The following is a 21,423-nucleotide window of genomic DNA, read 5'->3' on the forward strand; positions in this document are numbered from 1 at the left end:
CTTAACCTCGCATTACAAACTTGGCAATGAAAAAGCCATCACTGCCATAACTATCTGGCAAAATCTTCAGCATCCCGCTTGGTGCTGCTATTTTGCCCGCCGTAAAGGGCCGCAGCTCAAATGCCGGATTCGCCCGCAAAAAAGCCCTGACAACCTCTTCGTTTTCCGCAGCCGTGATTGTACAAGTAGAATATACCAATTCACCGCCAATAGACAAGAGCGGCGCCACGTGCTTCAAAATTGCCAGCTGAATTTGCGCTAAATCATCCAGGTCGGACCGGCTCTTGTTGTAGCGAATCTCGGGCTTGCGCCGCAGCAGTCCGAGTCCGGAGCACGGCGCATCCACCAGGATTTTGGCGAATTGGCCGGCTTCAAACACCGTATCCGCATTGCGGGCATCGATGGCCCTCGTCGTCAGCCGCTGCCCAACGTTCATCCGCTGGCAGTTCTGCTTGACCAGGCGCAATTTATTCTCGTGAATATCCAGCGCCGTCACGTGCCCGTGAGGCAAATTTTCGGCTATTTGAACAGTCTTGCCACCGGGCGCACTGCAGGCGTCAAGCACCTCTTCATCCCCGGAAAAAGCAAACGCGCTGACGGCCAAGCTGGCGGCTTCATCCTGAATTGTCAATTGGCCCCTTTTAAACAAGGCGGTCGTGCTGACGCCCCCGTGACTCAGAACCAGCTCCTGGCTGGTTAGGGCAGATTCTTGCGGTGCAAAGTCCAAAGCGGACAACTCGGCACTAACGTTGGCGGTGTCCGCCAGACGTGCAACCCGCACCGTATTTTTGGCGGGCTCATTGATAGAAGTCAGGATGCTGGCAGCTCGCTCTGCGCCCCAGTGATCAACCATGTACTGGACCAGCCACTTGGGCACGCTCTCCTTCACGCTGAGGTAATTGATCTTATCATCGGGGTTGGGCAGGAGGGGGCCGCGCCTAATGAGCGCACGCAGAACGCCGTTGACAACCTTGAAGCCCGTCGAATGGCTCTTGCCAAACTGCTTGGCCAAGATGTTGGCCTCATTCACAACCGCCCGGCTGGGCACCTTGTCCATGAAAATAATCTGGTAGGCCGACATGAGAAGGAGCGGCTGCAGATAATTCTCCTTGAGCTTGGTCTTGATGAGGTCGTGCAGCTGGAACTCCAGGTATATCTTGTACTGAATTGTGCCGTATACCAGCCGCGTTGCAAAACTGCGGTCAACGGGCGACAGGGAGGAACCCTGCAGGGCGTTGTTTAAACTGATATTGGAATACGACCCGTCGTGCAGAACGTGCACCAGGGTTTTGAGTGCCACGGCACGCGCGCTTTTGCTTTTACTCGTCAACAATTTTTTCTCCTACGTTGAACTTTGCGCCCTGCCCGTTCAAAAAGTTCTTAACCGGCATTGACTTCTTCCCCGCGGGCTGCACTTCTTCTAGGTCTAAAACCGTCCCACTTGCAAAGCTGAGGGCAAAGCGGCCGTCCTTGGCAACGAGGCTGCCGGCGGGCAGGCTCGTCTTTTGCGGACTGACCCGTGCACGCCAGACCTTGAGCCTTTTGCCACCGACACTCAAGTAGGCCCCGGGCGCCGGATTAAGCCCCCGGATCAAGTTGTTGGCCGCGCTCGCCGTCATCGCGGGCTTAATCTGTTCCTGCTGCTTACTGATATTGGGCGCAAAAACAACCTTGGCCGGATCCTGCGGCGTCTTCTTATCCGGATTGGCAATAATCTGGGGCAGGGTCTCAAGCAAGAGGTCGCGGCCCACAAGCGCCAGTTTGGCAAAAATGCTGCCCGCCGTATCGTCGTCTTCAATCTTAATGGCCTGCTGGGCGTAGATAGCGCCGGCATCCATTTCCTTGACCATTTCCATGATGGTTACGCCCGTTTTTTTATCGCCGTTGATCAGCGAATACTGAATAGGCGCACCGCCGCGGTATTTGGGCAGGAGCGAGCCGTGAACGTTCACCGCAGCAACCTTGACGGACCGCAAAAACGTGGTGGGCAAAAACTGCCCGTAAGCAGCGGTGATTATCAGGTCGGCATGCAGTGCAATCAGGTCGGCCAGTTCCGGCGACCGCGGCAGCCTGGCCGGTTGGTAGACCGGCAGGCCCAATTCCTCAGCGGCGGCCTTAACCGGCGTCTTAGTTACCTGCTGCTTGCGGCCCACCTTCTTGTCCGGCTGCGTTACCACGGCCTTGACTTCATAATTATTTGCCACTAGTGCTTTTAAAATCGGCACGCCAAAGTCTGGCGTCCCCATAAAAATTACTGATGTCATTATCGTATCCCCCTTACATAATGCGTTCGGGCTCGTTATCAATGTAGATATTTAGTCCGTACTTCTTGACTTCCTGCGCTGAATCTTGAATTTGGTGCAACAAATTATTTAGGTTATCCTCTTTTTTATATTTTACCAGTATTTGGTAATAATATTGATTTTTTAGGCGAGAAATTGCGCTCGGCGTCGGCCCCAGGATAATGGTCGACCGCTGCAGGCTTTGCTGGAGGCGGTTTTTGATCTTGAAGGCCGCACGCGCGGCGTTCTGTTCCTTCTTGGAAGCAACCGCAATAAGGACGGTGTAAAAATAAGGCGGGTAATTGCCGGCGTGGCGCACGTTCATTTCATAGGAGTAAAAGCGCTCATAGTCCTGGGTCTGCGCAAATTTAACCGCATAGTGGTCAGGGTTAAAAGTCTGAATGATGACTTCCCCGGTCTTGTCCGCGCGCCCGGCGCGGCCCGCAACCTGGGTCAAGAGTTCGAAGGTGCGTTCGGACGCGTTGTAATCGGGCAACCAGAGGCCGGTGTCGGCATTGACAACGCCGACCAGCGTCACGCTGGGAAAATCCAGTCCCTTGGCAATCATTTGCGTTCCGAGCAGTATGTCTGCCTCATGACTGCCGAAGGCATCGAGGATTTTTTTGAAGGACCCTTTGCGCCTCGTCGTGTCCACGTCCATCCGCAGCACCCGGGCCGCGGGCAGCAGTGCGCCTAGTTCTTCCTTAATCTTCTGCGTTCCCGTTCCCAAAAAGCGAATCTTGCGGCTCTTGCAGTTGGGACAGACCTGCGGAACAGCAGTGGCATAGCCGCAGTAGTGGCACTGCATCTGCATTGTATCCTTGTGCATGGTCAAGGAGAGGTCACAATTGGGACACTTCATAACGTAGCCGCACTCGCGGCACAGCATGAAGTTGGCAAAACCGCGCCGGTTGAGCATCAAGATGACCTGCTCCCCGCGTGCCAGACGCTCCTTGATTGCATCAACGAGCCGGTCAGACAGGTCAAACTGGCTGCCCGCAAAACTGGTCTGCTTCAGGTCGATGAGAGATACTTGGGGTAATTTTTGCTGGTTGGCCCGCCTTGTCAGACGCAGCAAGCGGTAGACCCCCTTTTGGGCCCGCGCCCGACTGCCAAGCGAAGGCGTTGCACTGCCCAGGATCAGCGGGCACGAATTGTACTTGCTGCGCCAAATGGCAACATCGCGTGCATGATAGCGTGGATTATCCTCCTGCTTGTAGGAAGATTCGTGCTCCTCGTCAATCACAATCAGGCCAATATTGGTTAAGGGTGCAAAGACGGCGCTGCGGGCCCCAACAACGACGTGAACCTCGCCGCGGCGAATGCGCCGCCATTCATCGTATAGTTCACCCTCCGACAGTCCGCTGTGCATGACCGCAACCTGCTTGCCAAAGCGCCCCTTAACCTGCTCCACCATTTGCGGCGTCAGCGAGATCTCCGGCACCAGCATGAGCGCATTTTTACCGGTTGCCCGCACCTGACTAATCGCATGCAGGTAGACCTCGGTCTTGCCGCTGCCTGTTACCCCCTCAAGCAAAAAGGTTTGCGCCCGCTTTTCTCGGATTGCAGGCTTGAGTTCGTCTAGGGCAGCGCTTTGCTCGCTATTCAGCTGGTTTTCCTTGGGTTCATGAGCCTGGCCCACAAAACCAGCCAGCGGATCGCGGTAAACCTCAGTTGCTTCCTTTTTAAGCCAGCCCTTCTTTACGGCCCCGTTCAGGTCTGCGGTGTGAACCCCGGCGCTTTGCTCTAGCTGCGCTTGCACCTGCGGAAAGTCCGCGTAATTCTCAATCACGTACATTAAAAGCTGCTTTTGCTTCACCGCGTTGGACCTAAGCGATTCATAAATCGCGGCGTACTTTTCCTTGTCCAGCGGCAGCGAGTAGCAGTTTTGCGTCTTGACGCGCGCCCGGTTTTCGACGATGTACTCAATCTTGGCGTCCTGCGCACGCAGCAGCTTGCGGATAAAAACAATCTCCTCGTTATCGGTGACCTGGGAGAGGTCAACCGGATCACCCTGAAAGAGGGACATTTTTTTGGCCCGGGGCGTGACCGGCGTCAGGATCTTGCGGTAGTTTGCCCGCATCACCCGCGGCAGCATTGCCTTGAGAATCGAAATGCGGTAAGAAAAAACGCGGTTGGCCAGGGCCCGCGACAATTCCACCAGTTCGGGCGTCAGTGGCGGCATTTCGTCAACGACCAGCAGCAGGTCGCGCAGCTTGCCCTGGAAGTGGCTCTTCGTGCTTAAGCCCACAACGAAGCCCTGCAGTTTGCGGGTGCCAAAGGGGACAAAAACCCGGGAGCCCACCTCAACGTCACCCTCAAGCGCAGCGGGAATATGGTACTCAAAGATCCGGTCTGTCTGCTTGGCCGCAATATCAACAATAATTTGTGCAATCATTTAATCACCTTCAAAAAATGACCTCCATCCTTTTGGTGATGGGGGTCATAATTTTACCAACTATTTATTGACCTGGCTATGTTTAGGGTCAACCGTAACCTTGCCGGCTTCAATTTCCTCAAGGGCCTTGCCCACTGGTTTTAGTGATTGGTATTCCTTAAGCGCATCCGGCTCGCCGGCCTCTAATTCGTGTGCCCTCTTTGCGGCAAGCACAGAAAGTGAATAGCGCGAATCAACGCGGTCTAACAACTTATCAATTGATGGATATGTTACTCTCATCTTTAATCCTCCCTGACCATTTTCCGATAGGTATCGATGACACGCTTAACGCTCACGTGCTCGGCATCAACAATTGCTTTAATGTGATCAACGGCATTAGCAACCGTATCGTTGACGACGGCGTAGTCGTAATCCTGCATGACCAATATCTCATTGCGGGCCTGCTTGATCCGGCCCACAATCACGTCCTCTGGTTCTGTTCCCCGGTTTTCCAAGCGCAAGTGCAGCGTGTGCAGGTCAGGCGGCGTCAGAAAAATAAAGACGCCATCCGGCATTTTTTCACGCACCTTTTGCGCACCATTCACGTCAATCTCAAGCAGAACGTCCTTGCCCGCAGCCAGCATCTTCTTAACCGGTACCAGCGGGGTGCCGTAATAGTTGTTCACGTACCGGTTGTACTCTAACAGCTCACCGCGGCCAATAGCTTCCTTGAATTGTTCTTCGCTAACAAAATAATAGTCCTGACCGTCAACTTCGCCCGGCCTGGGCCTCCTCGTTGTCATCGAAACCGAATACTCAAACGGGAAAACCTTGTTTTCGACGATTGCACTTTTAACGGTTCCCTTGCCAACCCCAGAAGGTCCCGAAAGGACAAGCAACAAACCTCTTTCTACCATGCCATACTCCCCTATAAAAAGCTATTATATCTAGTTTGCACTAAAAGGAAAATATTTTCAAGCTGAGCGATTAATAAAATATCCCGATAAGATATTTGCATACCAAAACGCCTCAAATAAATTCAAACTAAAAGCTTGTTTTTCTGAACAGATGTTCTATAATTGGTTTTGTCAAACAAATGTTCGATAAAACTGTGAGGTGCGTGCTGATGAAAAATTCACTCAAAAAAGTCTACCATTACTTATTCGCTTACGACGACGACAAATTAAGCATCTACAACCAGTACAATAGCGAAATCCTCTGCGCGCTGGAGTGGGCGCTCCTTCACCGCGCATACGTTCTGCTCTCCTACCAGGACGGTACAAGCGAGGTTGGTCAGGTTGCCCGGCGCGTTTCGGCCGGCCGCTTTGTCCTACGGTCAACCGATCACAGACTGATCAGGATAGTGGACATCGACAGCATCTTCCGCGTCGACCTGGCATAAAAATTAAGCAAAAAAATAGTCAGAATTGCATCCTGACTATTTTTTATATGCCGGTCAATCTTTCTTGACCAGGTAAACTGTTTTGCCCCTGAATTCAAACCCGGCATTTTGATAAGCGTGGATGGCCGCGCGGTTGTCAGCCTCGACGTCCAGGACAAATTTACTTGCACCCTGCTGTTGGCGCTTCTTCATCATCTTCTTGATGAAGTACGTGGCAAAGCCGTGGCCGCGCAGCTCTTTTACGACGAACAGGCCAAAAAAGTAGTCATACGTCCCGACATCCACCGCACAGTAGCCCGCGATTTTATCCTGGCAGACCAGGACAAAGCTGCACGCATCCTTATCCTCCAGCCCCTGGGCAATATACTTCCTGGAAGATGCGGGGTTTTCGCCAAAGGCCTGACTGTGCATCGCCGCCACCTCGTCAACGTCTGCTGGACTTAACGTGCGCACGGTCAAAGCCTGGTCAAGCTCATCGTCATGGGCAATCGGCGCAGGTGCGGTGCAGCACATATTGTATTCCGCATCGTCCACTTCCAGCTTAACGTTTGCCAAAAACTGAGGATTGAGGTCTAAAAAGCCCTGCTCACAAACGTAGTAAAATTGCTCGTACCCGTAACGGGACAGGATTTTGTAAGCCCGCGCAAGCATTGCCTGCGCAATTTTGCGCCTGCGCATGCTTGGTGCAACCTCCAGGTGGATGTCGACCCCTTCATTGGGCGCATCATCAGCGTAGAGCATGGTCAGCCCGACCAGCTCGTCTTCGTGGTAGGCCAAAACAAAGGTCGGCATGTCCGCAAAGTAGTTGTACTGGTTATTCAGGTAGATATCCGAATAGGTACCGTCTTTTTCGTGCACCAATTGCGCCAACCTTTCAGCCTGGTCCGTTTCTTTTTTGGACAGCGTTATTTTTTCAACGTACTTCATTTTTGCTTTTTCCTTTTAAAACTCTTCATCAGGTCCTTGGCATTCTGCTTGGCCGCCTGGGTCACGTTGCTGCCGGCCATCATCTCGGCAATCGCCGTGACGGTCTCCTCCTGCGTGAGCGGACCGATCTGGGTGTAGGTGGCGCCGTCCTCAACCTTCTTGGCAACCAGGTACTTCTGGTCACCGGCGGCCGCAACTTGCGGCGAGTGCGTGATTGCAATCACCTGCTTGTGTTCACCGATTGAGTGCAGTTTCTGGCCGATTGCCGCCGAAACCCGCCCCGACACGCCGGTATCAATCTCATCGAAGATCATCGTCCCCACCGGTTCAACCCGGCTAAAGATTGCCTTTAAGGCCAAAATCAGGCGGGACTGCTCACCGCCGGAAACGATTTTTACCAGCGGCAGCAGCTCTTCCCCGGGGTTAGGCGCAATCAGGAAGACGACCTCGTCTGTGCCCTTTTTGGTATACGTGTTGGCCCGTGAAAACGAGATGGAGAACCGGGCCTTGGCCATGTAAAGGTCGGCCAGCTCCTGCTTGATCTTGTCTTCAAGCGTGCCCGCAACCTTAATGCGGGTTTGGTGCAGCTTCTGGGCTTCATCCGCCAGTCTGGCCTCAACTTCGGTCACCTGCTTCTGCAGGCTTTCCTCGTCGAGACCGCCGGTTTCGTACTGGCCTAACTCCTTTTGCACCTTCTCGTAAAAGGCAAAAACATCCCGCAGGGTCGGGCCGTATTTTTTCTTGAGCGAGTTGAGCAGGTCCAGGCGGCTCGAAACGTACTGGAACCGTTCCCCGTCAAAGTCAAGCGTATCAAGAACGTTGGATAACTCGCTGCGCGCGTCGCTCAGGGCAAAGACCCCGTCATCGATCGTCGCGGCAATATCCTTGAACTTGGCACCATACTCCGACAGTTCGTTAGCCGCATTCTGCGCATTGCCGAGCAGCGTTTCGATGCCGTGCTCATCGTCATCGTAAAGCTGCATCAGGTAGTTGGCCGTATCGACTATTTTCTGGTAGTTGTTAAGCTCGCTATACTCCTGTTCGAGGTGCTCGTCCTCAGCCGGATCGCTCAGGTTGGCCGCAGTCAGCTCATCGTTTTGAAAAGTCAGAATGTCCTGCTTCTGGGCGAGTTCCTGCGCGTCCTGGCGCAAGTGACTCAGCCGGGCGGTCAGCTTTTGCCAGTCGCGGTAATCACTCTGGTAGTCCGCAAGGGTCTGCTTGAAGCTTGCGGGTGCATAGTTATCGACCAGGTCGATCTGCCTGTCCTGGTCCATCAGGATCTGCTGGTCGTTTTGCCCGTGAATGTCGACCAGGTAGTTGCCCACCAAGCGCAAGACGTTGATGGTCGTCAACTGGCCGTTGATCCGCACGACGTTGCGGCCCTTTGCGGCCAACTCGCGGCTGATGACGAGCTGGCCGTCCGAATCGGGCAGGCCGTACTCCTCGCAGAGTGCGGCGATATGATTGGAACCGGCAGACCCCGGCTCAATTTCAAAAAGGCCGCTAACAACCGCCTTCTTTTCCCCCGAGCGGATCATTTCTTTCTGCCCGCGGCCGCCCATGAGCAGCGAAACGGCGTCAATAATGATCGACTTGCCGGCACCGGTCTCACCGATCAGCACCGTCATGTTTTCTTGAAAGCGAACCTTTAATGCCTTGATAATAGCGAAGTTTTTAATGTCCAGTTCAACTAGCATAATTTTCTCCTAAAGTTCGGCAGCCGCCCGTGCGACAACGTCTTCTGCGGTTTCAGACCACAATAGCCTGCCGCCCGCGCGAACGTCTTTTTGTAAGTGAATCAAGAATTCAATGTTGCCCTTGCCGCCCTTAATCGGCGAATAGTCCACGTTTAGAACGTTGAAGCCGATTGCGCGCGCTTGATCCACCGTGTGCTCAATGACCGCACGGTGGACGGCATGGTCGTGAACAATGCCGTGTTTACCGACATTTTCCGGTCCCGCCTCAAACTGGGGCTTGATCAGGCACACCGCTTCGCAGTTGTTTTTCAAAATCTGAAACATGGGCGGCATGATGAGGTCCAGCGAAATAAACGAAACGTCGGTCATCGCAAAGTCCGGCAGGCCGCGTTTAAAGTCCTCCGGCTTGCTGTAGCGGAAGTTCTGCTTCTCCATTACCACGACGCGCGGATCGTCCCGCAGCTGCCAGGCCAGCTGGTTGTAGCCGACATCAAGTGCGTAGACCATTTTCGCCTTGTTTTGCAGCGCCACATCGGTAAAGCCCCCGGTCGATGATCCAATGTCGAGGCAAACCTTGTCCGTCAAATCGATTGCGAAGGCCTTCAGGGCCTTTTCCAGCTTAAAGCCACCGCGGGACACGTACTTCTTCTTGGTCGCCTTGACGAAGAACCGTTCGTCGCTTGGAAAGCTCGTACCGCTCTTGTCAATCCGCTGGTGGTTGTGGTCGGACACCAGTCCCGCCATGATCGCACGCTGGGCCTGCGTCCGGGAATGAAAAACGCCCTGCTTGGCCAGTAATACATCTGCTCTTTCTTTTGCCATCTATAACACCTTTTGGTACAAATCGAGAAAGCCGCTGAGAACGCTTCCGTCAAGGCCCGCCAGGCTAGCCCTGGCCGCGCTGATCAAGTCGCTCAACTGGCGACGGCTCTCTTCCAGCCCCTTCAGCGTCAGCGTGTTGTTTTTGCCGTGTTCTTGGTCCTTGTGGGTTGCCTTGCCGGCTTCCGCGGTAGTCTCAACAACATCAACCAGGTCGTCGTAGATCTGGTATGAGCGGCCGAATTTCTGTGCAAACGCCTGGAGCTTATTTTTGGTTTCACCGTCAGCACCCGTCAGGGCAACGGCCATCTCAACGCAGGCTTCAATCAAGCAGCCGGTCTTAAGCCACTCCATCCGGTTGATGAACGCAACGTCGCCGGCAACGCTGGCATTGTTGGTCGAGTCGATATCCAGGTACTGGCCGCCCACCATGCCGTTGGCACCGACCGCATCCGTGATAATCCTCACCAGCTCGATCTTGTTAGTGCCCGTGGCAATCCACCGGATGCCCAGTGGCAGGAGCGCATCGCCCGCCAAAATTGCCTCGGCTTCGCCCCATTTTTTATGGCTGGTCAGCTTGCCCCGCCGGTAATCATCATTATCCATCGCGGGCAGGTCATCGTGAATCAGCGAATACGTGTGAATCAACTCGATGCCGCACGCAATTTGCACGTCGGCGGGCGTTATTTCACGTTCAAGGGCAGCAAGAGTCGCCAGAAACAGGAGCGGCCGCAGCCGCTTGCCGCCGGCCATGACCGAATAGCTCATAATGCGGCTGATTTTTTCATCGTCTATTTCTCCCGCCAGGTGCGCAGACAGGAATTCATCCACCACCGGCGTCCATTTTTTCCTAAAGTCGTTAAAGTTCATCGTTATTCTTCCGGTGCCGCTGCATTGTTCGGATCCAGCGGATGTTCGGTCCCATCCTCGTCGATCAGCTTGGCCACAGTCTCCTCGGCCGCCGTCAACTTCTTGTTCAGGTCGCGGCTCAGCTTGACGCCGGTCTGAAACGCGGTCAGGGCTTCCTCCAAGGGAACATTGCCGCCTTCAAGGCTATTGACTATCTCCTGCAGCTCCTTCAATTGCTCTTCAAAATTATTTTTCTTTGCTACCATTATTGTTTCTCCTCGTTGATTTGATCACTGCGGTTGCACGACCATCCTTAAAGTGCAGGGCAACCTCATCTTCCTTTGCGACCTGCGCAACCGAGCTGACCGTGCCCTTATCAGCTGCGGTCACATAGACGTAGCCGCGGTCCAAGGTTTTAAGCGGGCTGTAATCGTTCAATTGCTGCGCGAGCTGGGCCAGTCCGTGTCTTTTATCACCCACAAAGTGGCGCATAACATCGAGCAGGTTCTGGTAATAAAACCCCGCCTGCTGCTGCATTTGCCCAATCCGCTTGTCCGGACTCGCAGAACGCAGCTTCTGCGCCAGCAAGCGGTAGTTCTGCCGGGCCCGTTCCATCTGGTGGAGCACGTTGCGGTTCAACTGCGCGCGCAGCAGGTCCAGTGTTTGGGCCTGTTCGTCGTAAAGCCTGCCCGGCTCGCGCATAATAACTGAGTTGTTGATCCGCTCGAGCGTCTCTCGCCGCACCCTGATGGTGTTCTGCATGCTTATTAGGAGCCTGCCCTGCAGCTGGTGAATGCTAGCCAGTTCATCCGTTAAGTTGGGCGTCGCGTATTCAGCCGCGGCCGTCGGGGTTGCGGCCCGGACGTCTGCAACCAGGTCGCAGAGCGTCGTGTCCGTTTCGTGGCCCACCGATGAAATGACGGGCATGGCCATCTGGTAAACCTGCCGCACGACCTCTTCCTCATTAAACGGCCACAGGTCCTCAAGCGAGCCCCCGCCGCGGCCAATAATCATTACGTCATACTTGTCGCCGCACGCGGCAATCTGCTTCATGGCCCGGATCAGCGATGCTGCAGCACGGTCGCCCTGCACCTGCGCCGGGAACAGGTCGACCTGCGCGTGCGGAAAGCGCCGGTTGACCGTCACCAGGATGTCGTGAATGACCGCACCGGCGGCACTGGTAACAACCGCAATGTGGTCGGGAAAATGGGGCAAGGGCCGTTTGTGCTCTTGGTCAAACAAGCCCTCCTGGGCAAGTTTTTTCTGCAGCTGCTTGAGCTGCTCATACAGAGCGCCGAGCCCGGCCGGCTCCATTGCTTCGGCGTAAAACTGATAGGAGCCCTGGGGGCCGTAGACGCTGACGTAGCCGCTGATGTAAACCTTCATGCCCTCCTCCGGCCTGAACTTGACCTTGTCGAAGTGGGACCTAAACATGACTACATTAATCTTGGACTTCTCATCCTTCAGTGAAAAATACTGGTGGGAGTTGCGCCGGAAGCGAAAGTTGGATAATTCCCCCTGAAGAAAAACTTTGTGCAGGTACGGATCATTCTTAAATTTTTGCGTAATATAATAATTTAAATCCGTAACGCTAAGATACTTATTATCGTCCATCTTTTCTCCTCGTCAATTTTACCACTTGTTCCATCAGCGCCTCGACCGTTAAGGGCCCGATGCCACCCGGAACCGGGGTAATGTAGCTCGCCTTGGGCAAAACCCCGGCAAAGTCCACGTCGCCGACAACCTTGCCGCAAGCGCGGCTGATGCCAACATCCACAATAGTGGCGCCCTCCTTGACCATATCGGCAGTAACCAGGTGCGCATGGCCGGCCGCAGAAATCAGAACGTCGGCGTTTTTCGTATATTCCTGCAGGTCACATGACTGTGAATGCAGAATCGATACCGTGGCGTCACGCTCTAGCAAAAGCGCGGCCAGGGGCTTGCCCACAATACCCGAGCGGCCAATAATTGCCACGTTTTGGCCGCGGAGATTGATGTGGTAATGATCCAGCAGGGTTAAAATGCCGTGGACGGTTGCCGGCTCGACGAAGTGGTCGCCGCGCCACAGCCGGCCGATGTTGCTTGGTGTCAGGCAATCGACGTCTTTTTCCGGATCAATGTGTTCAAGCGCCTCGTTAACGTCGATCTGTCCGGGTACGGGCAGCTGAATCATGACGCCGTGCACACGCTCATCCGCATTAAGGCGGTCGAGCAACGCGCACACCTCGCCCTGGCTTGCACTTGCGGGCAGCTGGTAGACCCGCTGGGCGATTCCCACCTCGTCTGCCCGCTTCTTCTTCGTTTTCAAGTAAATTTTGCTGCCAGCATCGTCGCCAACGTTAACTACGCAAAACAGGGGCCGTATCCCTTCGTGCTTGAGCTTCTTTACTTTTTCTTTAAGCGCGGCCGCACGGACATCCGCCAGCAGCTTGCCGTCTAACAATTGACCCATCCGTCCATTTCCCTTCTTAATAAAAAGAGTCGGCCTCACAGCCGACTACTAGTTATTTTGGAACAAAATTTGCCAGCAAACCGTTAATAAAGGGTTTGCTCTTGGGGTCAGCAAATTCGTCACATAAGTTTAAAGCTTCATTGACTGCTGCCCTGGGTTCGATTTCACCACTATAGGTAATCTCATACAGCGCAATTTCCAAAATAGCCAGTGAAATCTGGTCAACCCGCTCAATCCGCCAGTTTTCTTTGAGGTGAGCGGCCAGCTTGCCCTTAAGTTCATCTCGCTTCTCGATTACGCCCTCAATCACGGACTTGGAATAAGCGGACAATTCCTTAAGGTTGAGCATCGCAACAGTCTTAGCTTCAACTTCCTCAGGGGTATACTTAGTATCTTGGTTGGCTAAATAGACCGCCTGCATTGCAGTTCTACGACTCTCGTGTTGATTCATCTTTACTCTTTTCATCAATGTCAGCAAACAGCTTCGAGGTGCCGCTGGTCTCCTCTTCTTCATCCTCAGGAAATACGAGTCCGGTCACGTGAACGTTAATTTCCTTAAAGGACAGGTCAGTCATCTGCAGCACCTGCTGCTTCAACGATTTTTGCAAATCCATCGCAATTTTTGGCAAATAGCTGCCCGCTTCAATGCTGACGTAGACGTCCGCAATCAGGCTATTGTCGTCATCGAGCTTGACGACAACGCCGCGGCCCCGGTCTTCAAGTCCCAAAACCCGGTTAATGCCCGACCTGACGCTGCCATGCAGCTGTGCAACTCCGTCAACCTTTTCAGCAGCAATGCCCATGATAACTTCAAGAACACTTGGATCAATTTCGATTACTTCACCATTATTTTTATCATCTAAGACAATTTTTGAACTATCTGCCATTTTGTTTACCTCGAAAAATTATTTATTAGCACGCGATACATACGTCCCATCGACGGTATTAATAATTAAACTGTCTCCTTCATTAATGAAGAACGGTACGTTAACTACCAGGCCAGTCTCCATTGTTGCGGGCTTGCCGCCGCCAGAGGAAGTATCACCCTTAATATTAGGCTCAGTCTTGGCAACCGTCAATTCAACGGTATTAGGCAGCTGGATGCCCAGGGTTTTGCCTTCATGCATGATTACGCTTACTTCCATGTTTTCCTTGAGGAACTTAGCCTCTTCTTGGACCTGGTCGTTCGGGATGGCCAGCTGATCGTAAGTGGTCGTATCCATGAAGACGTAGCTTGAGCCGTCATTGTACAAGTACTGCATCCCCTTGGTCTCAATTTCCGCGGTTTCAACCTTGGCGGTTGAGCGGAACGTATACTCCTGCACCGCACCGCTGTTTAGGCTCTTAAGCTTCGAGCGCACAAACGCGCTGCCCTTGCCCGGCTTAACGTGCTGGAACTCGACAATCCGCCACAAATCGTTGTTATGCTTGATGGTCAGTCCATTTTTAAATTCGTTAACTGAAATCATTGTCATATTAAGTACCTCATCTCCATAATAATATCTTACCAATTCACACGTGATTTTACTATCAATAATCCTGAACTTTTACAAAGAAATTAATTCATCCTTAGGCAAAGTTGAGAGGGTTTCTGGCGTCTGCCCGTGGACCAGGACGTCGTCCTCAATACGCACCCCGCCCTTGCCCGGCAAGTAGATCCCGGGTTCGACGGTGTGCACCATGTTGTCAACCAGTTCCTGACGGCCAAAAGGCAGTGCGGGCTGGCACAACTCATGGATTTCCAAGCCGATGCCGTGACCGATGCCGTGGCCAAAGTATTGGCCGTAGCCCTGCTCCGTGATGTAGTCACGCGCCGCCCGGTCAACATCGCTGCCATGGTTGCCGGCAACCGCGGCCGCAATCCCGCGGCGCTGGGCTTCATGCACAATCTGATATATTTGGCGCAGCTCGCGTTCAACTTTGCCCACTGCCACCGTCCGCGTGATATCAGCCGCGTAGCCGTGGTAAAAGGCACCAAAATCAATGACGACCAAATCGCCTGTTTCGATCATCTTATCGCTGGCCACGCCGTGGGCCCAGGCCGAACGCACGCCCGACGCGATGATTGTGTCAAAGCTGGGGCCATCGCCGCCGTTGATCTTGAAGAAATAATCAAGCTTGGCACCAACGCTGCGTTCAACCGCACCGGGCTTAATCAGGGGCAGAATCTCGTTGAAACTGTCCATCGAGATATCGATTGCCCGCCGCAGCGTCGCAAGCTCCAACTCATCCTTTACGTTGCGGACGCGCTCAACCAACTCTTCACAGATTTCAAAATCAATCTGCGGATTTAGTTTTTGCAGCTGCTTAAATTCCACGACCGACACAAATTCGCCTTCGACCAAGACCTTTTTCAGGCCGGTACCCTGCAGCTGCCTGCTGATCTCCTCATCCTGGCCGCTGCGCTTCATGATGACCGTCATTTCGCCCGGCGCTTCAGCCTTGATCTGGCTGTCAAAGCGCGAATCCGACAGCAGGATGCGGTCACCGCGGGCCGTCAGGATCAGCTGGGCTTCCTCACCGGTAAAATTCGTCAAGTAGCGGTAGTTAGCCTGGTTAAAAACAAGCAGTGCATCGGCACCACGCTCGCGCACCAATGCGGTTACCTGATCGATTCTTCTAGTCAACAGCGTTAACAATTCGTCTTTTTCATTCATGCTGAATCCTCACCTAATACGCAAACACGTGCTTGCACTTTGTCGCTAACGTCTTCCTGCTGCCAGAGCATAAATATTAGCGCCTCAAAACCCCTAACGTAAAAAAGACGAGAAGCATATGCTTTTCGTCTTTTTGTTAAGAACTAAATTACTTAGCTTCTTCTTCGACTGGAACAACAGAAACTTGCTTCCTGTACTTGTCCAAACGTTCAAATTTAACTACGCCGTTTACCAAAGCAAACAGGGTGTCGTCTCCACCACGGCCAACGTTCTTGCCCGGGTGAATCTTCGTGCCGCGTTGCCGATAAATAATCGTACCCGCATGAATCGTTTGGCCATCAGCAGCCTTGGCGCCCAAACGACGTCCAGCTGAGTCACGACCGTTGGCAGTAGAACCGCCACCCTTGTGGTGGGCAAATAATTTAAGATTTAAAATATTCATAATGTATTACCTCTAGCTTAATTCAATCTTCTCAACTGCAACCTTGGTATAAGGTTGACGGTGACCATATTTTGAATGTGAGTGCTTCTTAGGCTTGTACTTGAAAGTAACAACTTTCTTTTCCTTGCCTTGTTTCTCGACCTTGGCAAGAACCTTGGCACCCTCGACTAACGGCGTGCCAACTTTAACGTCCTTGCCATCAGAAGCAAGAATTACCTCATCAAAAGTAACCTCTTGACCCTCTTCAACGTCAAGTTTTTCAACAAAAACACTATCGCCTTCAGCAACCTTGTATTGCTTACCACCGGTTTTAATGATTGCGTACATTACTACCCTCCAAAAAATACTTAGACTCGCCAATTGGGGTGCTTTTCGCTAAAAGACTTCTGACCCCAGTATGTGCGGTTGCAGATGTGGAGGTCTCCACAAATACAACTACTTCATGATACTACTGCCCGCGCGAATTGGCAATAAGAAAAGCCCGCAAATCCGCAGGTTTCCACCAAGAGCAGAATCAGATCTGCCACTTGCCGCCGTGCACCTTGGCAATGTTCTCGGTGACGATGAAGGCCTCGGCGTCAATTGCCCGTGCCTTCGCGACCAGCGGGCCGTACTCGTTGGTGTCAACGACGATGACCAGCTGCTGCTTAGTCTGGTCGCTGTATCCGCCGACCACGTTGTAGACGGTCAGACCGTCATAATCCTGCTGCAGCATGTCCTTAATAGTATCAAGCTGATCGTTGCTCATGATCCGCACCTGGTACTTCTTGTCAAAACCGGTCTCGGTGTAGCGCATCGTGATCGTCGTGATGATTTCTGAAAAAGCCGCGAGCAAGAATGCTTCCGTGCCATCCACAAACAGGTTGAGGACGATGATTGCAAGGTCGATGACCATCAAAGACAGTGCCGGATCGACGTAGAAATATTTTTTGATAATCAGCGGCGGGATTGTTGTACCGCCGGCCGATGCGTTGATGCGGTAAAGCATCGAAACGCCAATTCCAATGAGCATGCCGCCGTAGATCACCGCAAGCATGTTGTTTGCGGTCAACTTAAAGCTGGGCGTAACCTCCATTAGGACGGGCAGAAGCAGGCTGCCCAGGGCCGCCCTCTTTAGCGTCGCCCGGCCCAAGAAAATCGCCGCCAAGACTAGTATCAGGGTGTTGACGACGAAGACCGTCAGTGACCGGTTGATCCCCCAAACTGCATCAACCAAAATCGCAATCCCCGTCGAACCCCCGGCTGCTACGTTAATCGGCGCGTAGAAGAAGTTGATTGCGACCGCAATTATCTCCAGGCCGGCTAAAAAATAGAGCCAGTATTGCCATGTATGTGCGTGCTTTTTAGTTTTCATCTCATCTTCCTCTCATAAATTTCACTTCTTATTGTACTAAAAAGCAATACTTATATACAAGAAAGACGCATATTTCATTAAATTTTACTAAAGACTTGGCCTTGTGTCGCTGCTTAGTCCTGGACCTTGCCAAATGAACCGTCATTGGTCTTGTAGTCGATTGCCTGGTTGCCCTCATAGGCCGGCAGTCCCTTCTCCGCCCGGTAGAGCGCCCGTTCAAAGGCCTGATAGCCCTTGCTTGAGCTGACGGCAAACTTAACACTGTACTTGCTGGCAAACTCCTGGATGTTCCAGGTGCTGTCGTGTGCGGCAAAGGCCGTCACGAGAATAACGATGTCCAGGTCCCTGATCTGCCTTTCCATCACCTTCTTCTTGCCCTGGAAGGCGTCGACGGGAACCGGAATACCGTTGTAGCGGTTGACAATGCCCGCGAGCACCGCCTCATTCTGGTTGTCGCCCACCGCAATCCCCACACGCTGGTAGTGCAGGTCCATTGCCAGGCGGGGCAGCTCATCTGCCGGCCGGGTGCTCTTAGCCTTTTTCCTCTTCGTCACGGCTGCTGCCTGGGGCTGGTCAACCGGGTAGATCCAGCGAATCTGAATCGCGGCGGCCGGATTCTTCTTAATGCGCACGTCGCCGTCATACCACGCGAGGTCGACAATCGCTCCGTCCCCAATAAACGGCGTGCCCTCCGGGAATTTGCTGGGATCAACCGGCAAAAGAACGGATTTGCCGCGGACGCGCAGCTTTTGGCCCTTAATGTTGCGGCTGATTGCCAAATGCCCCGGGGCGCCCTGCACCACCGCGTACTTAAAGGTTGAGATCTGGTCGACTTCCATGCTGGAAAGCTGGCGAAAACCGACCACCCGCAGAATTTCTGCCTCATAAACCGTGCTGTTTTCCAGTGGGACTGCCTCGACCACATCGCCACTCTTTAAGTTCAGCGTGTGAATCTGCGATTCCTTGAGCGTAAAGACGCGGCGGTTGCCGTTGTCAATCAGATCGCACCCCGCCAGCAGGCGGATGACCGTGTAGCGCTTGCCCTTGCGGTAGTCGCGCTTGGGCTTTTGGTGTGGCTGCACGGCCTTTTCAAACACCTTTTGGTCGATTGCCGCCCTCGTCGCCTGTGACTTGTGAACGGCCTGCTCCAGCTCAGTCAGGCCGTGGTGCAGGACAGACTTGCCCGGGACTGCAAACAGCAGCTTGTGAATTGCCGCCAGACCGCTTTTCTTGGCCGCGGGGTCACCGGGAACAGTCAAAAGCGTGGCCACGTCAATAAGCAGCTGGTTAAGCTGTGCGGCGTCCAGGCTAACCATCCCGGTGCTGCTCGTTTTACCGCCCTGGTCTTTGTTATCGGCCGCCATCCCCAGGATGAGCTTAATCGCCGCCAGACCGTTCGTCAGGCTTTGGTCGTCGCCCGCCGTCTGGTTCAAAATTCTCTTCAAGTTATTACGGTAGTCAAACATGTTCATTCCAGCTTTTCTAATTAATTGTTTTAATAGCGCAATTTAAGTATAGCAACTTAAAAAGCCCGGCACAAAGCAAAGCGGGTTCTGAAGTTAGCACTCTCCTTCAGAACCCGCACGTATTTATCTCTTATTCGAATATTACTCGCTGCGTTTTTAGAAGGCCCCGCCACCGGAACCACCGCCGAAGCCGCCGGATGAACCACCCGAGAAGCCGCCGGACCCGCCGGATACGGAAGATGAGCCAGAGGAAACGCCCGCGGTGAAGCTATCGTTAAAGCTGCTGGCAAAGCCGTCGCTGCCGCTGCTGTAAAATGGACCGTAGAAGTAGAAGCCACCCTGCGCCAGTTCCTCGTCACTGAATTCGACCTTCAGCTCCTTTAGAACCTTCTTGGCCAGGTTGAAGGCCACGGCGTAGGGCATGATGTCCTCCCAGAGGACCAGGTCGCCGACGTCACGCATCTTGAAGCGGCCAATGTCGTCAAGCATCTTCTTAAAGCCGCGCACCTTGTCGGTTTCCTTTGCGCCCTTAGCCGTGTAGATCGAAACACGCCGCGTGCTCAGCACGAACGCAATAATTGCCAAAACCACAATGATGGGCTCGCCTATTAAAACAAGTGCGGTGTAGCGGTGGAAGATGCCAACGGCCATAACTGCGGCCGCCACGTTGATAACCATCAACAAAATGAGGCCGGTCTGATTAAGGCTGCGCTGCTCGGCAATCTTAGTCGACAATAGGCCCTGATCGCTAACTGCCTGCTTGCGGTCTTTGGACCACGAGTCAAAACTTTTGCCCAGGTTCTTATGGTGGTAGCGCTTCAGCTGCTTGGTCGTGAACGACTGTCCGTTGCCGACGTCGTTAAAGAGCGCCGCCAGGAGCTTCTCCTGGCTGACCAGTTCCGCATCAAGCAGGGTGATGCGGTAGTAGGTCCTGCGCCCCTCCTTGTAGTCCTCAATCTTTACCCTCTTCTGTGCAGCCAGCTGCATCAGGTAAGCCGTGAAGGCGCGACTGTCCGGGTTTGTCCCCGTGTCAAGCACTTGTGCGGTCACCGGGTCAACGTCCGGAATTTCATAGTTGTGCGCGAGCTCCTTGATCTTTGCGGGTTTGGCCCCCAGCTCTTTGGTCATAAAACCCCTAATGATGGCAAAGACGCCGGCTATGGCACTAACGACAATCAAGATTATTTCAAAGACCTGGTTGCGCTGGCGCCTGCGGTTGGCCTGCCTGGCCAGCGCGGCCTCCTTTTTCAAGACTGCTTGGCGGTGATTCTGGTCGATTACATTCTTGTTTTTGGGGGTAACGCTGAGCGGAAAGATCGTGTGGACCTCCACGCCGGCGTCGCCCGGCAAATCATCGGCGGTCATCACGATCCGGCCTTCTTTAGGCGAAACCGCAATGTGACCGGACAGCGGGCCGTGGGCCCAGGCCTTCAGGCCCTTGACCGGCCCGGGAAAAACAACGCTGGCCTTGACGTGGTCCAGGTCGCTGTCCCAGGCGTTGCCGATAATCATAAAGTTCAACTCGGCCACGTCGCGGTAGTTGGTGATTGCACGCGTAATTTTGTAGCGGTAGGTGACCGTGAAGCGATTATCTTCTTTTACCGCATGGAAGACCTTGAAGCGTTCCCGATTTTCATACCGTTCTTCCTGGAAGTTTTGGGCCGGTTTGCTCTTTTGATTATTGTCCTGGACCCAAACCTTGAGGTCCTGAATCTTCTGACCCTTGGCCAGGGTTTGCGTGTAGTAGACGCCGTGGGCATCATCATCAAACCTATAGGTGATCCGCCGCTTCATGGTGAGCGAGCCGTCGGCATTCACCCGAGCGATTGCCGTGTTGTTTTCAATATCGTAGTCAACCTCAGCCTTGACCGGCCGCGTGACGGACACAAGGGCCACAAGCAGGCCGACAAGGGCCAGTAATTTTAAAATTGTGCGTTTCATAATTTTCCCACCATAATACAGTAATTTACCCTATTATACAGATTAGCCGGTAAAAAAACACGTAAATTTGTGTTCAAAGTGCTAGCGACTGGCCTGCTTATCGCCGCATTTTGGGAGACCTCCTAACCCTGCCGTCCCCCCCAGAAAGGCCCAGGTCCGCGCGGCCTTTTGCAAAAGCGGTCCCGCTGCCAACTCGCGCCCGCTAAAATTTCTGGTTGCAATTAACCCCAATCTTCTCTATAATAATTAATGTTCTTACGGAGAACGTTAAATTCTGCATGGTCTGGTAGCTCAGCTGGATAGAGCAACGGTCTTCTAAACCGTGGGTCGTGAGTTCGAATCTCACCCGGATCATTTTTAGTAGATCTCAGAAAGTCTTGAAGAGCCAAAACCGCTGGTTCCAAGGCTTTTTTGTTGCTAAATAAACTATTAATAAGCACCAGAAGCTTTAACGTTGGCTAACATTTGGCTATCATTACAACAATTCAGCTTGGAACGTTGCTTAAATTTGCTGACCATGTTATGATAAGTACGAATCGCATATGGTCATGAGATTCAAAAAAACTGAAAGTCGTCTTAGTCCTCAAACTAAGGCGGCTTTTGCTTTTAATAGTACACGCACAAAGCTCCTATGGTTAGCAACCGTTAACCGTAGGAGCTTTTTTGGTATCGGTCTGCGCGAGCAGACGGGATGGGAACGCAACTGGGCTTCCACAGCTAACTGATCCGCCCTGCCGCCAAAAAAACAACTTGCACCA

At 53.2% G+C, this 21,423-nt stretch carries 22 protein-coding genes, 1 tRNA gene and 1 other annotated feature; of the genes, 2 read left to right on the plus strand and 21 right to left on the minus strand.

Annotated features, from left to right (window positions below; genetic code table 11):
* Position 1: 1 nt before the first annotated feature.
* From rsmB to gmk, 5 genes are read right to left on the minus strand one after another with little or no spacing between them, the layout of a single operon-like run.
* Positions 2-1,330 carry a 16S rRNA (cytosine(967)-C(5))-methyltransferase RsmB gene (gene rsmB, locus AC2JF6_RS01535; RefSeq protein WP_500728993.1) on the minus strand — a complete coding sequence of 443 codons (1,329 nt, stop codon included), beginning with the start codon at positions 1,328-1,330 and terminating at the stop codon, positions 2-4.
* The gene (fmt, locus tag AC2JF6_RS01540; protein ID WP_500728994.1) at positions 1,320-2,264 is read right to left on the minus strand and encodes a methionyl-tRNA formyltransferase; all 945 of its coding nucleotides are present in this window, start codon (positions 2,262-2,264) and stop codon (positions 1,320-1,322) included. Before fmt ends, rsmB begins: the two co-directional genes overlap by 11 nt.
* A 13-nt stretch (positions 2,265-2,277) precedes the next feature.
* Positions 2,278-4,680: a primosomal protein N' gene (gene priA / locus AC2JF6_RS01545; protein WP_500728995.1), complete on the minus strand. Its 2,403-nt coding sequence runs from the start codon at positions 4,678-4,680 to the stop codon at positions 2,278-2,280.
* Between the two features lie 60 nt (positions 4,681-4,740).
* On the minus strand, positions 4,741-4,959 hold the full coding sequence (gene rpoZ, locus AC2JF6_RS01550; RefSeq protein ID WP_500728996.1) for a DNA-directed RNA polymerase subunit omega: 219 nt from the start codon (positions 4,957-4,959) through the stop codon (positions 4,741-4,743).
* A gap of 2 nt (positions 4,960-4,961) precedes the next feature.
* Positions 4,962-5,576, minus strand: a complete 615-nt coding sequence (gene gmk, locus AC2JF6_RS01555) for a guanylate kinase (RefSeq protein ID WP_500728997.1) — start codon at positions 5,574-5,576, stop codon at positions 4,962-4,964.
* 209 nt (positions 5,577-5,785) lie between these two features.
* Here gmk and AC2JF6_RS01560 point away from each other — a divergent pair, with 209 nt between their 5' ends.
* A complete protein-coding gene (locus AC2JF6_RS01560; protein WP_500728998.1) occupies positions 5,786-6,061 on the plus strand; it encodes a hypothetical protein in 276 nt (91 codons plus the stop codon).
* 54 nt (positions 6,062-6,115) lie between these two features.
* Here AC2JF6_RS01560 and AC2JF6_RS01565 read toward each other — a convergent pair whose 3' ends face one another.
* The 16 genes from AC2JF6_RS01565 to AC2JF6_RS01640 all read right to left on the minus strand — a co-directional run bounded on the left by AC2JF6_RS01565 (position 6,116) and on the right by AC2JF6_RS01640 (position 20,665).
* A complete protein-coding gene (locus tag AC2JF6_RS01565) occupies positions 6,116-6,988 on the minus strand; it encodes a GNAT family N-acetyltransferase (RefSeq protein WP_500728999.1) in 873 nt (290 codons plus the stop codon).
* A complete protein-coding gene (gene recN, locus AC2JF6_RS01570; protein ID WP_500729000.1) occupies positions 6,985-8,685 on the minus strand; it encodes a DNA repair protein RecN in 1,701 nt (566 codons plus the stop codon). Before recN ends, AC2JF6_RS01565 begins: the two co-directional genes overlap by 4 nt.
* A gap of 9 nt (positions 8,686-8,694) precedes the next feature.
* Positions 8,695-9,507, minus strand: coding sequence for a TlyA family RNA methyltransferase (locus AC2JF6_RS01575; protein WP_500729001.1), 813 nt, complete (start codon positions 9,505-9,507; stop codon positions 8,695-8,697).
* Positions 9,508-10,374 (minus strand): polyprenyl synthetase family protein, encoded by an 867-nt coding sequence (locus tag AC2JF6_RS01580; protein WP_500729002.1) that lies wholly within the window; start codon positions 10,372-10,374, stop codon positions 9,508-9,510.
* A 2-nt stretch (positions 10,375-10,376) separates the two neighbouring features.
* Entirely contained in the window at positions 10,377-10,619 is a 243-nt protein-coding gene (locus AC2JF6_RS01585; RefSeq protein ID WP_500729003.1) for an exodeoxyribonuclease VII small subunit, read from the minus strand.
* On the minus strand, positions 10,600-11,967 hold the full coding sequence (gene xseA / locus AC2JF6_RS01590) for an exodeoxyribonuclease VII large subunit (RefSeq protein WP_500729004.1): 1,368 nt from the start codon (positions 11,965-11,967) through the stop codon (positions 10,600-10,602). Before xseA ends, AC2JF6_RS01585 begins: the two co-directional genes overlap by 20 nt.
* Positions 11,957-12,805 (minus strand): tetrahydrofolate dehydrogenase/cyclohydrolase catalytic domain-containing protein, encoded by an 849-nt coding sequence (locus AC2JF6_RS01595; RefSeq protein ID WP_500729005.1) that lies wholly within the window; start codon positions 12,803-12,805, stop codon positions 11,957-11,959. The genes xseA and AC2JF6_RS01595 overlap by 11 nt, the downstream gene beginning before the upstream one ends.
* A 52-nt stretch (positions 12,806-12,857) precedes the next feature.
* A complete protein-coding gene (gene nusB, locus AC2JF6_RS01600) occupies positions 12,858-13,256 on the minus strand; it encodes a transcription antitermination factor NusB (protein WP_500729006.1) in 399 nt (132 codons plus the stop codon).
* Positions 13,234-13,692: an Asp23/Gls24 family envelope stress response protein gene (locus AC2JF6_RS01605; protein ID WP_500729007.1), complete on the minus strand. Its 459-nt coding sequence runs from the start codon at positions 13,690-13,692 to the stop codon at positions 13,234-13,236. The genes nusB and AC2JF6_RS01605 overlap by 23 nt, the downstream gene beginning before the upstream one ends.
* An 18-nt stretch (positions 13,693-13,710) precedes the next feature.
* On the minus strand, positions 13,711-14,280 hold the full coding sequence (gene efp / locus AC2JF6_RS01610) for an elongation factor P (RefSeq protein ID WP_500729008.1): 570 nt from the start codon (positions 14,278-14,280) through the stop codon (positions 13,711-13,713).
* Between the two features lie 72 nt (positions 14,281-14,352).
* Positions 14,353-15,462: a M24 family metallopeptidase gene (locus AC2JF6_RS01615; protein ID WP_500729010.1), complete on the minus strand. Its 1,110-nt coding sequence runs from the start codon at positions 15,460-15,462 to the stop codon at positions 14,353-14,355.
* 148 nt (positions 15,463-15,610) lie between these two features.
* Positions 15,611-15,904 (minus strand): 50S ribosomal protein L27, encoded by a 294-nt coding sequence (rpmA, locus tag AC2JF6_RS01620; RefSeq protein WP_500729011.1) that lies wholly within the window; start codon positions 15,902-15,904, stop codon positions 15,611-15,613.
* A gap of 12 nt (positions 15,905-15,916) precedes the next feature.
* Entirely contained in the window at positions 15,917-16,231 is a 315-nt protein-coding gene (rplU, locus tag AC2JF6_RS01625; RefSeq protein ID WP_500729012.1) for a 50S ribosomal protein L21, read from the minus strand.
* Positions 16,232-16,243: 12 nt separating this feature from the next.
* Positions 16,244-16,321: a sequence feature (ribosomal protein L21 leader region), on the minus strand.
* Positions 16,322-16,418: 97 nt separating this feature from the next.
* Positions 16,419-17,258, minus strand: coding sequence for a YitT family protein (locus AC2JF6_RS01630; protein ID WP_500729013.1), 840 nt, complete (start codon positions 17,256-17,258; stop codon positions 16,419-16,421).
* A 113-nt stretch (positions 17,259-17,371) separates the two neighbouring features.
* A complete protein-coding gene (locus AC2JF6_RS01635) occupies positions 17,372-18,724 on the minus strand; it encodes a DUF2325 domain-containing protein (RefSeq protein WP_500729097.1) in 1,353 nt (450 codons plus the stop codon).
* Positions 18,725-18,880: 156 nt separating this feature from the next.
* Entirely contained in the window at positions 18,881-20,665 is a 1,785-nt protein-coding gene (locus AC2JF6_RS01640; protein ID WP_500729014.1) for a DUF2207 family protein, read from the minus strand.
* 280 nt (positions 20,666-20,945) lie between these two features.
* On the opposite strand from AC2JF6_RS01640, the gene AC2JF6_RS01645 reads away from it, so the two are divergent.
* Positions 20,946-21,019: transfer RNA gene (locus tag AC2JF6_RS01645), tRNA-Arg, on the plus strand.
* Positions 21,020-21,423: the final 404 nt, after the last annotated feature.

This window comes from Lactobacillus sp. XV13L, from assembly GCF_059900875.1.

Bases quoted from the DNA above. Each gene is read 5' to 3' on its own strand.
- AC2JF6_RS01615 (WP_500729010.1), bottom strand. From the start codon at position 15,462: ATGAATGAAAAAGACGAATTGTTAACGCTGTTGACTAGAAGAATCGAT.
- rpoZ (WP_500728996.1), bottom strand. From the start codon at position 4,959: ATGAGAGTAACATATCCATCAATTGATAAGTTGTTAGACCGCGTTGAT.
- AC2JF6_RS01585 (WP_500729003.1), bottom strand. From the start codon at position 10,619: ATGGTAGCAAAGAAAAATAATTTTGAAGAGCAATTGAAGGAGCTGCAG.
- rpmA (WP_500729011.1), bottom strand. From the start codon at position 15,904: ATGAATATTTTAAATCTTAAATTATTTGCCCACCACAAGGGTGGCGGT.
- priA (WP_500728995.1), bottom strand. From the start codon at position 4,680: ATGATTGCACAAATTATTGTTGATATTGCGGCCAAGCAGACAGACCGG.
- nusB (WP_500729006.1), bottom strand. From the start codon at position 13,256: ATGAATCAACACGAGAGTCGTAGAACTGCAATGCAGGCGGTCTATTTA.
- AC2JF6_RS01635 (WP_500729097.1), bottom strand. From the start codon at position 18,724: ATGTTTGACTACCGTAATAACTTGAAGAGAATTTTGAACCAGACGGCG.
- xseA (WP_500729004.1), bottom strand. From the start codon at position 11,967: ATGGACGATAATAAGTATCTTAGCGTTACGGATTTAAATTATTATATT.
- AC2JF6_RS01640 (WP_500729014.1), bottom strand. From the start codon at position 20,665: ATGAAACGCACAATTTTAAAATTACTGGCCCTTGTCGGCCTGCTTGTG.
- AC2JF6_RS01595 (WP_500729005.1), bottom strand. From the start codon at position 12,805: ATGGGTCAATTGTTAGACGGCAAGCTGCTGGCGGATGTCCGTGCGGCC.
- AC2JF6_RS01575 (WP_500729001.1), bottom strand. From the start codon at position 9,507: ATGGCAAAAGAAAGAGCAGATGTATTACTGGCCAAGCAGGGCGTTTTT.
- AC2JF6_RS01580 (WP_500729002.1), bottom strand. From the start codon at position 10,374: ATGAACTTTAACGACTTTAGGAAAAAATGGACGCCGGTGGTGGATGAA.
- AC2JF6_RS01560 (WP_500728998.1), top strand. From the start codon at position 5,786: ATGAAAAATTCACTCAAAAAAGTCTACCATTACTTATTCGCTTACGAC.
- AC2JF6_RS01630 (WP_500729013.1), bottom strand. From the start codon at position 17,258: ATGAAAACTAAAAAGCACGCACATACATGGCAATACTGGCTCTATTTT.
- gmk (WP_500728997.1), bottom strand. From the start codon at position 5,576: ATGGTAGAAAGAGGTTTGTTGCTTGTCCTTTCGGGACCTTCTGGGGTT.
- AC2JF6_RS01605 (WP_500729007.1), bottom strand. From the start codon at position 13,692: ATGGCAGATAGTTCAAAAATTGTCTTAGATGATAAAAATAATGGTGAA.
- recN (WP_500729000.1), bottom strand. From the start codon at position 8,685: ATGCTAGTTGAACTGGACATTAAAAACTTCGCTATTATCAAGGCATTA.
- fmt (WP_500728994.1), bottom strand. From the start codon at position 2,264: ATGACATCAGTAATTTTTATGGGGACGCCAGACTTTGGCGTGCCGATT.
- rplU (WP_500729012.1), bottom strand. From the start codon at position 16,231: ATGTACGCAATCATTAAAACCGGTGGTAAGCAATACAAGGTTGCTGAA.
- efp (WP_500729008.1), bottom strand. From the start codon at position 14,280: ATGACAATGATTTCAGTTAACGAATTTAAAAATGGACTGACCATCAAG.
- AC2JF6_RS01565 (WP_500728999.1), bottom strand. From the start codon at position 6,988: ATGAAGTACGTTGAAAAAATAACGCTGTCCAAAAAAGAAACGGACCAG.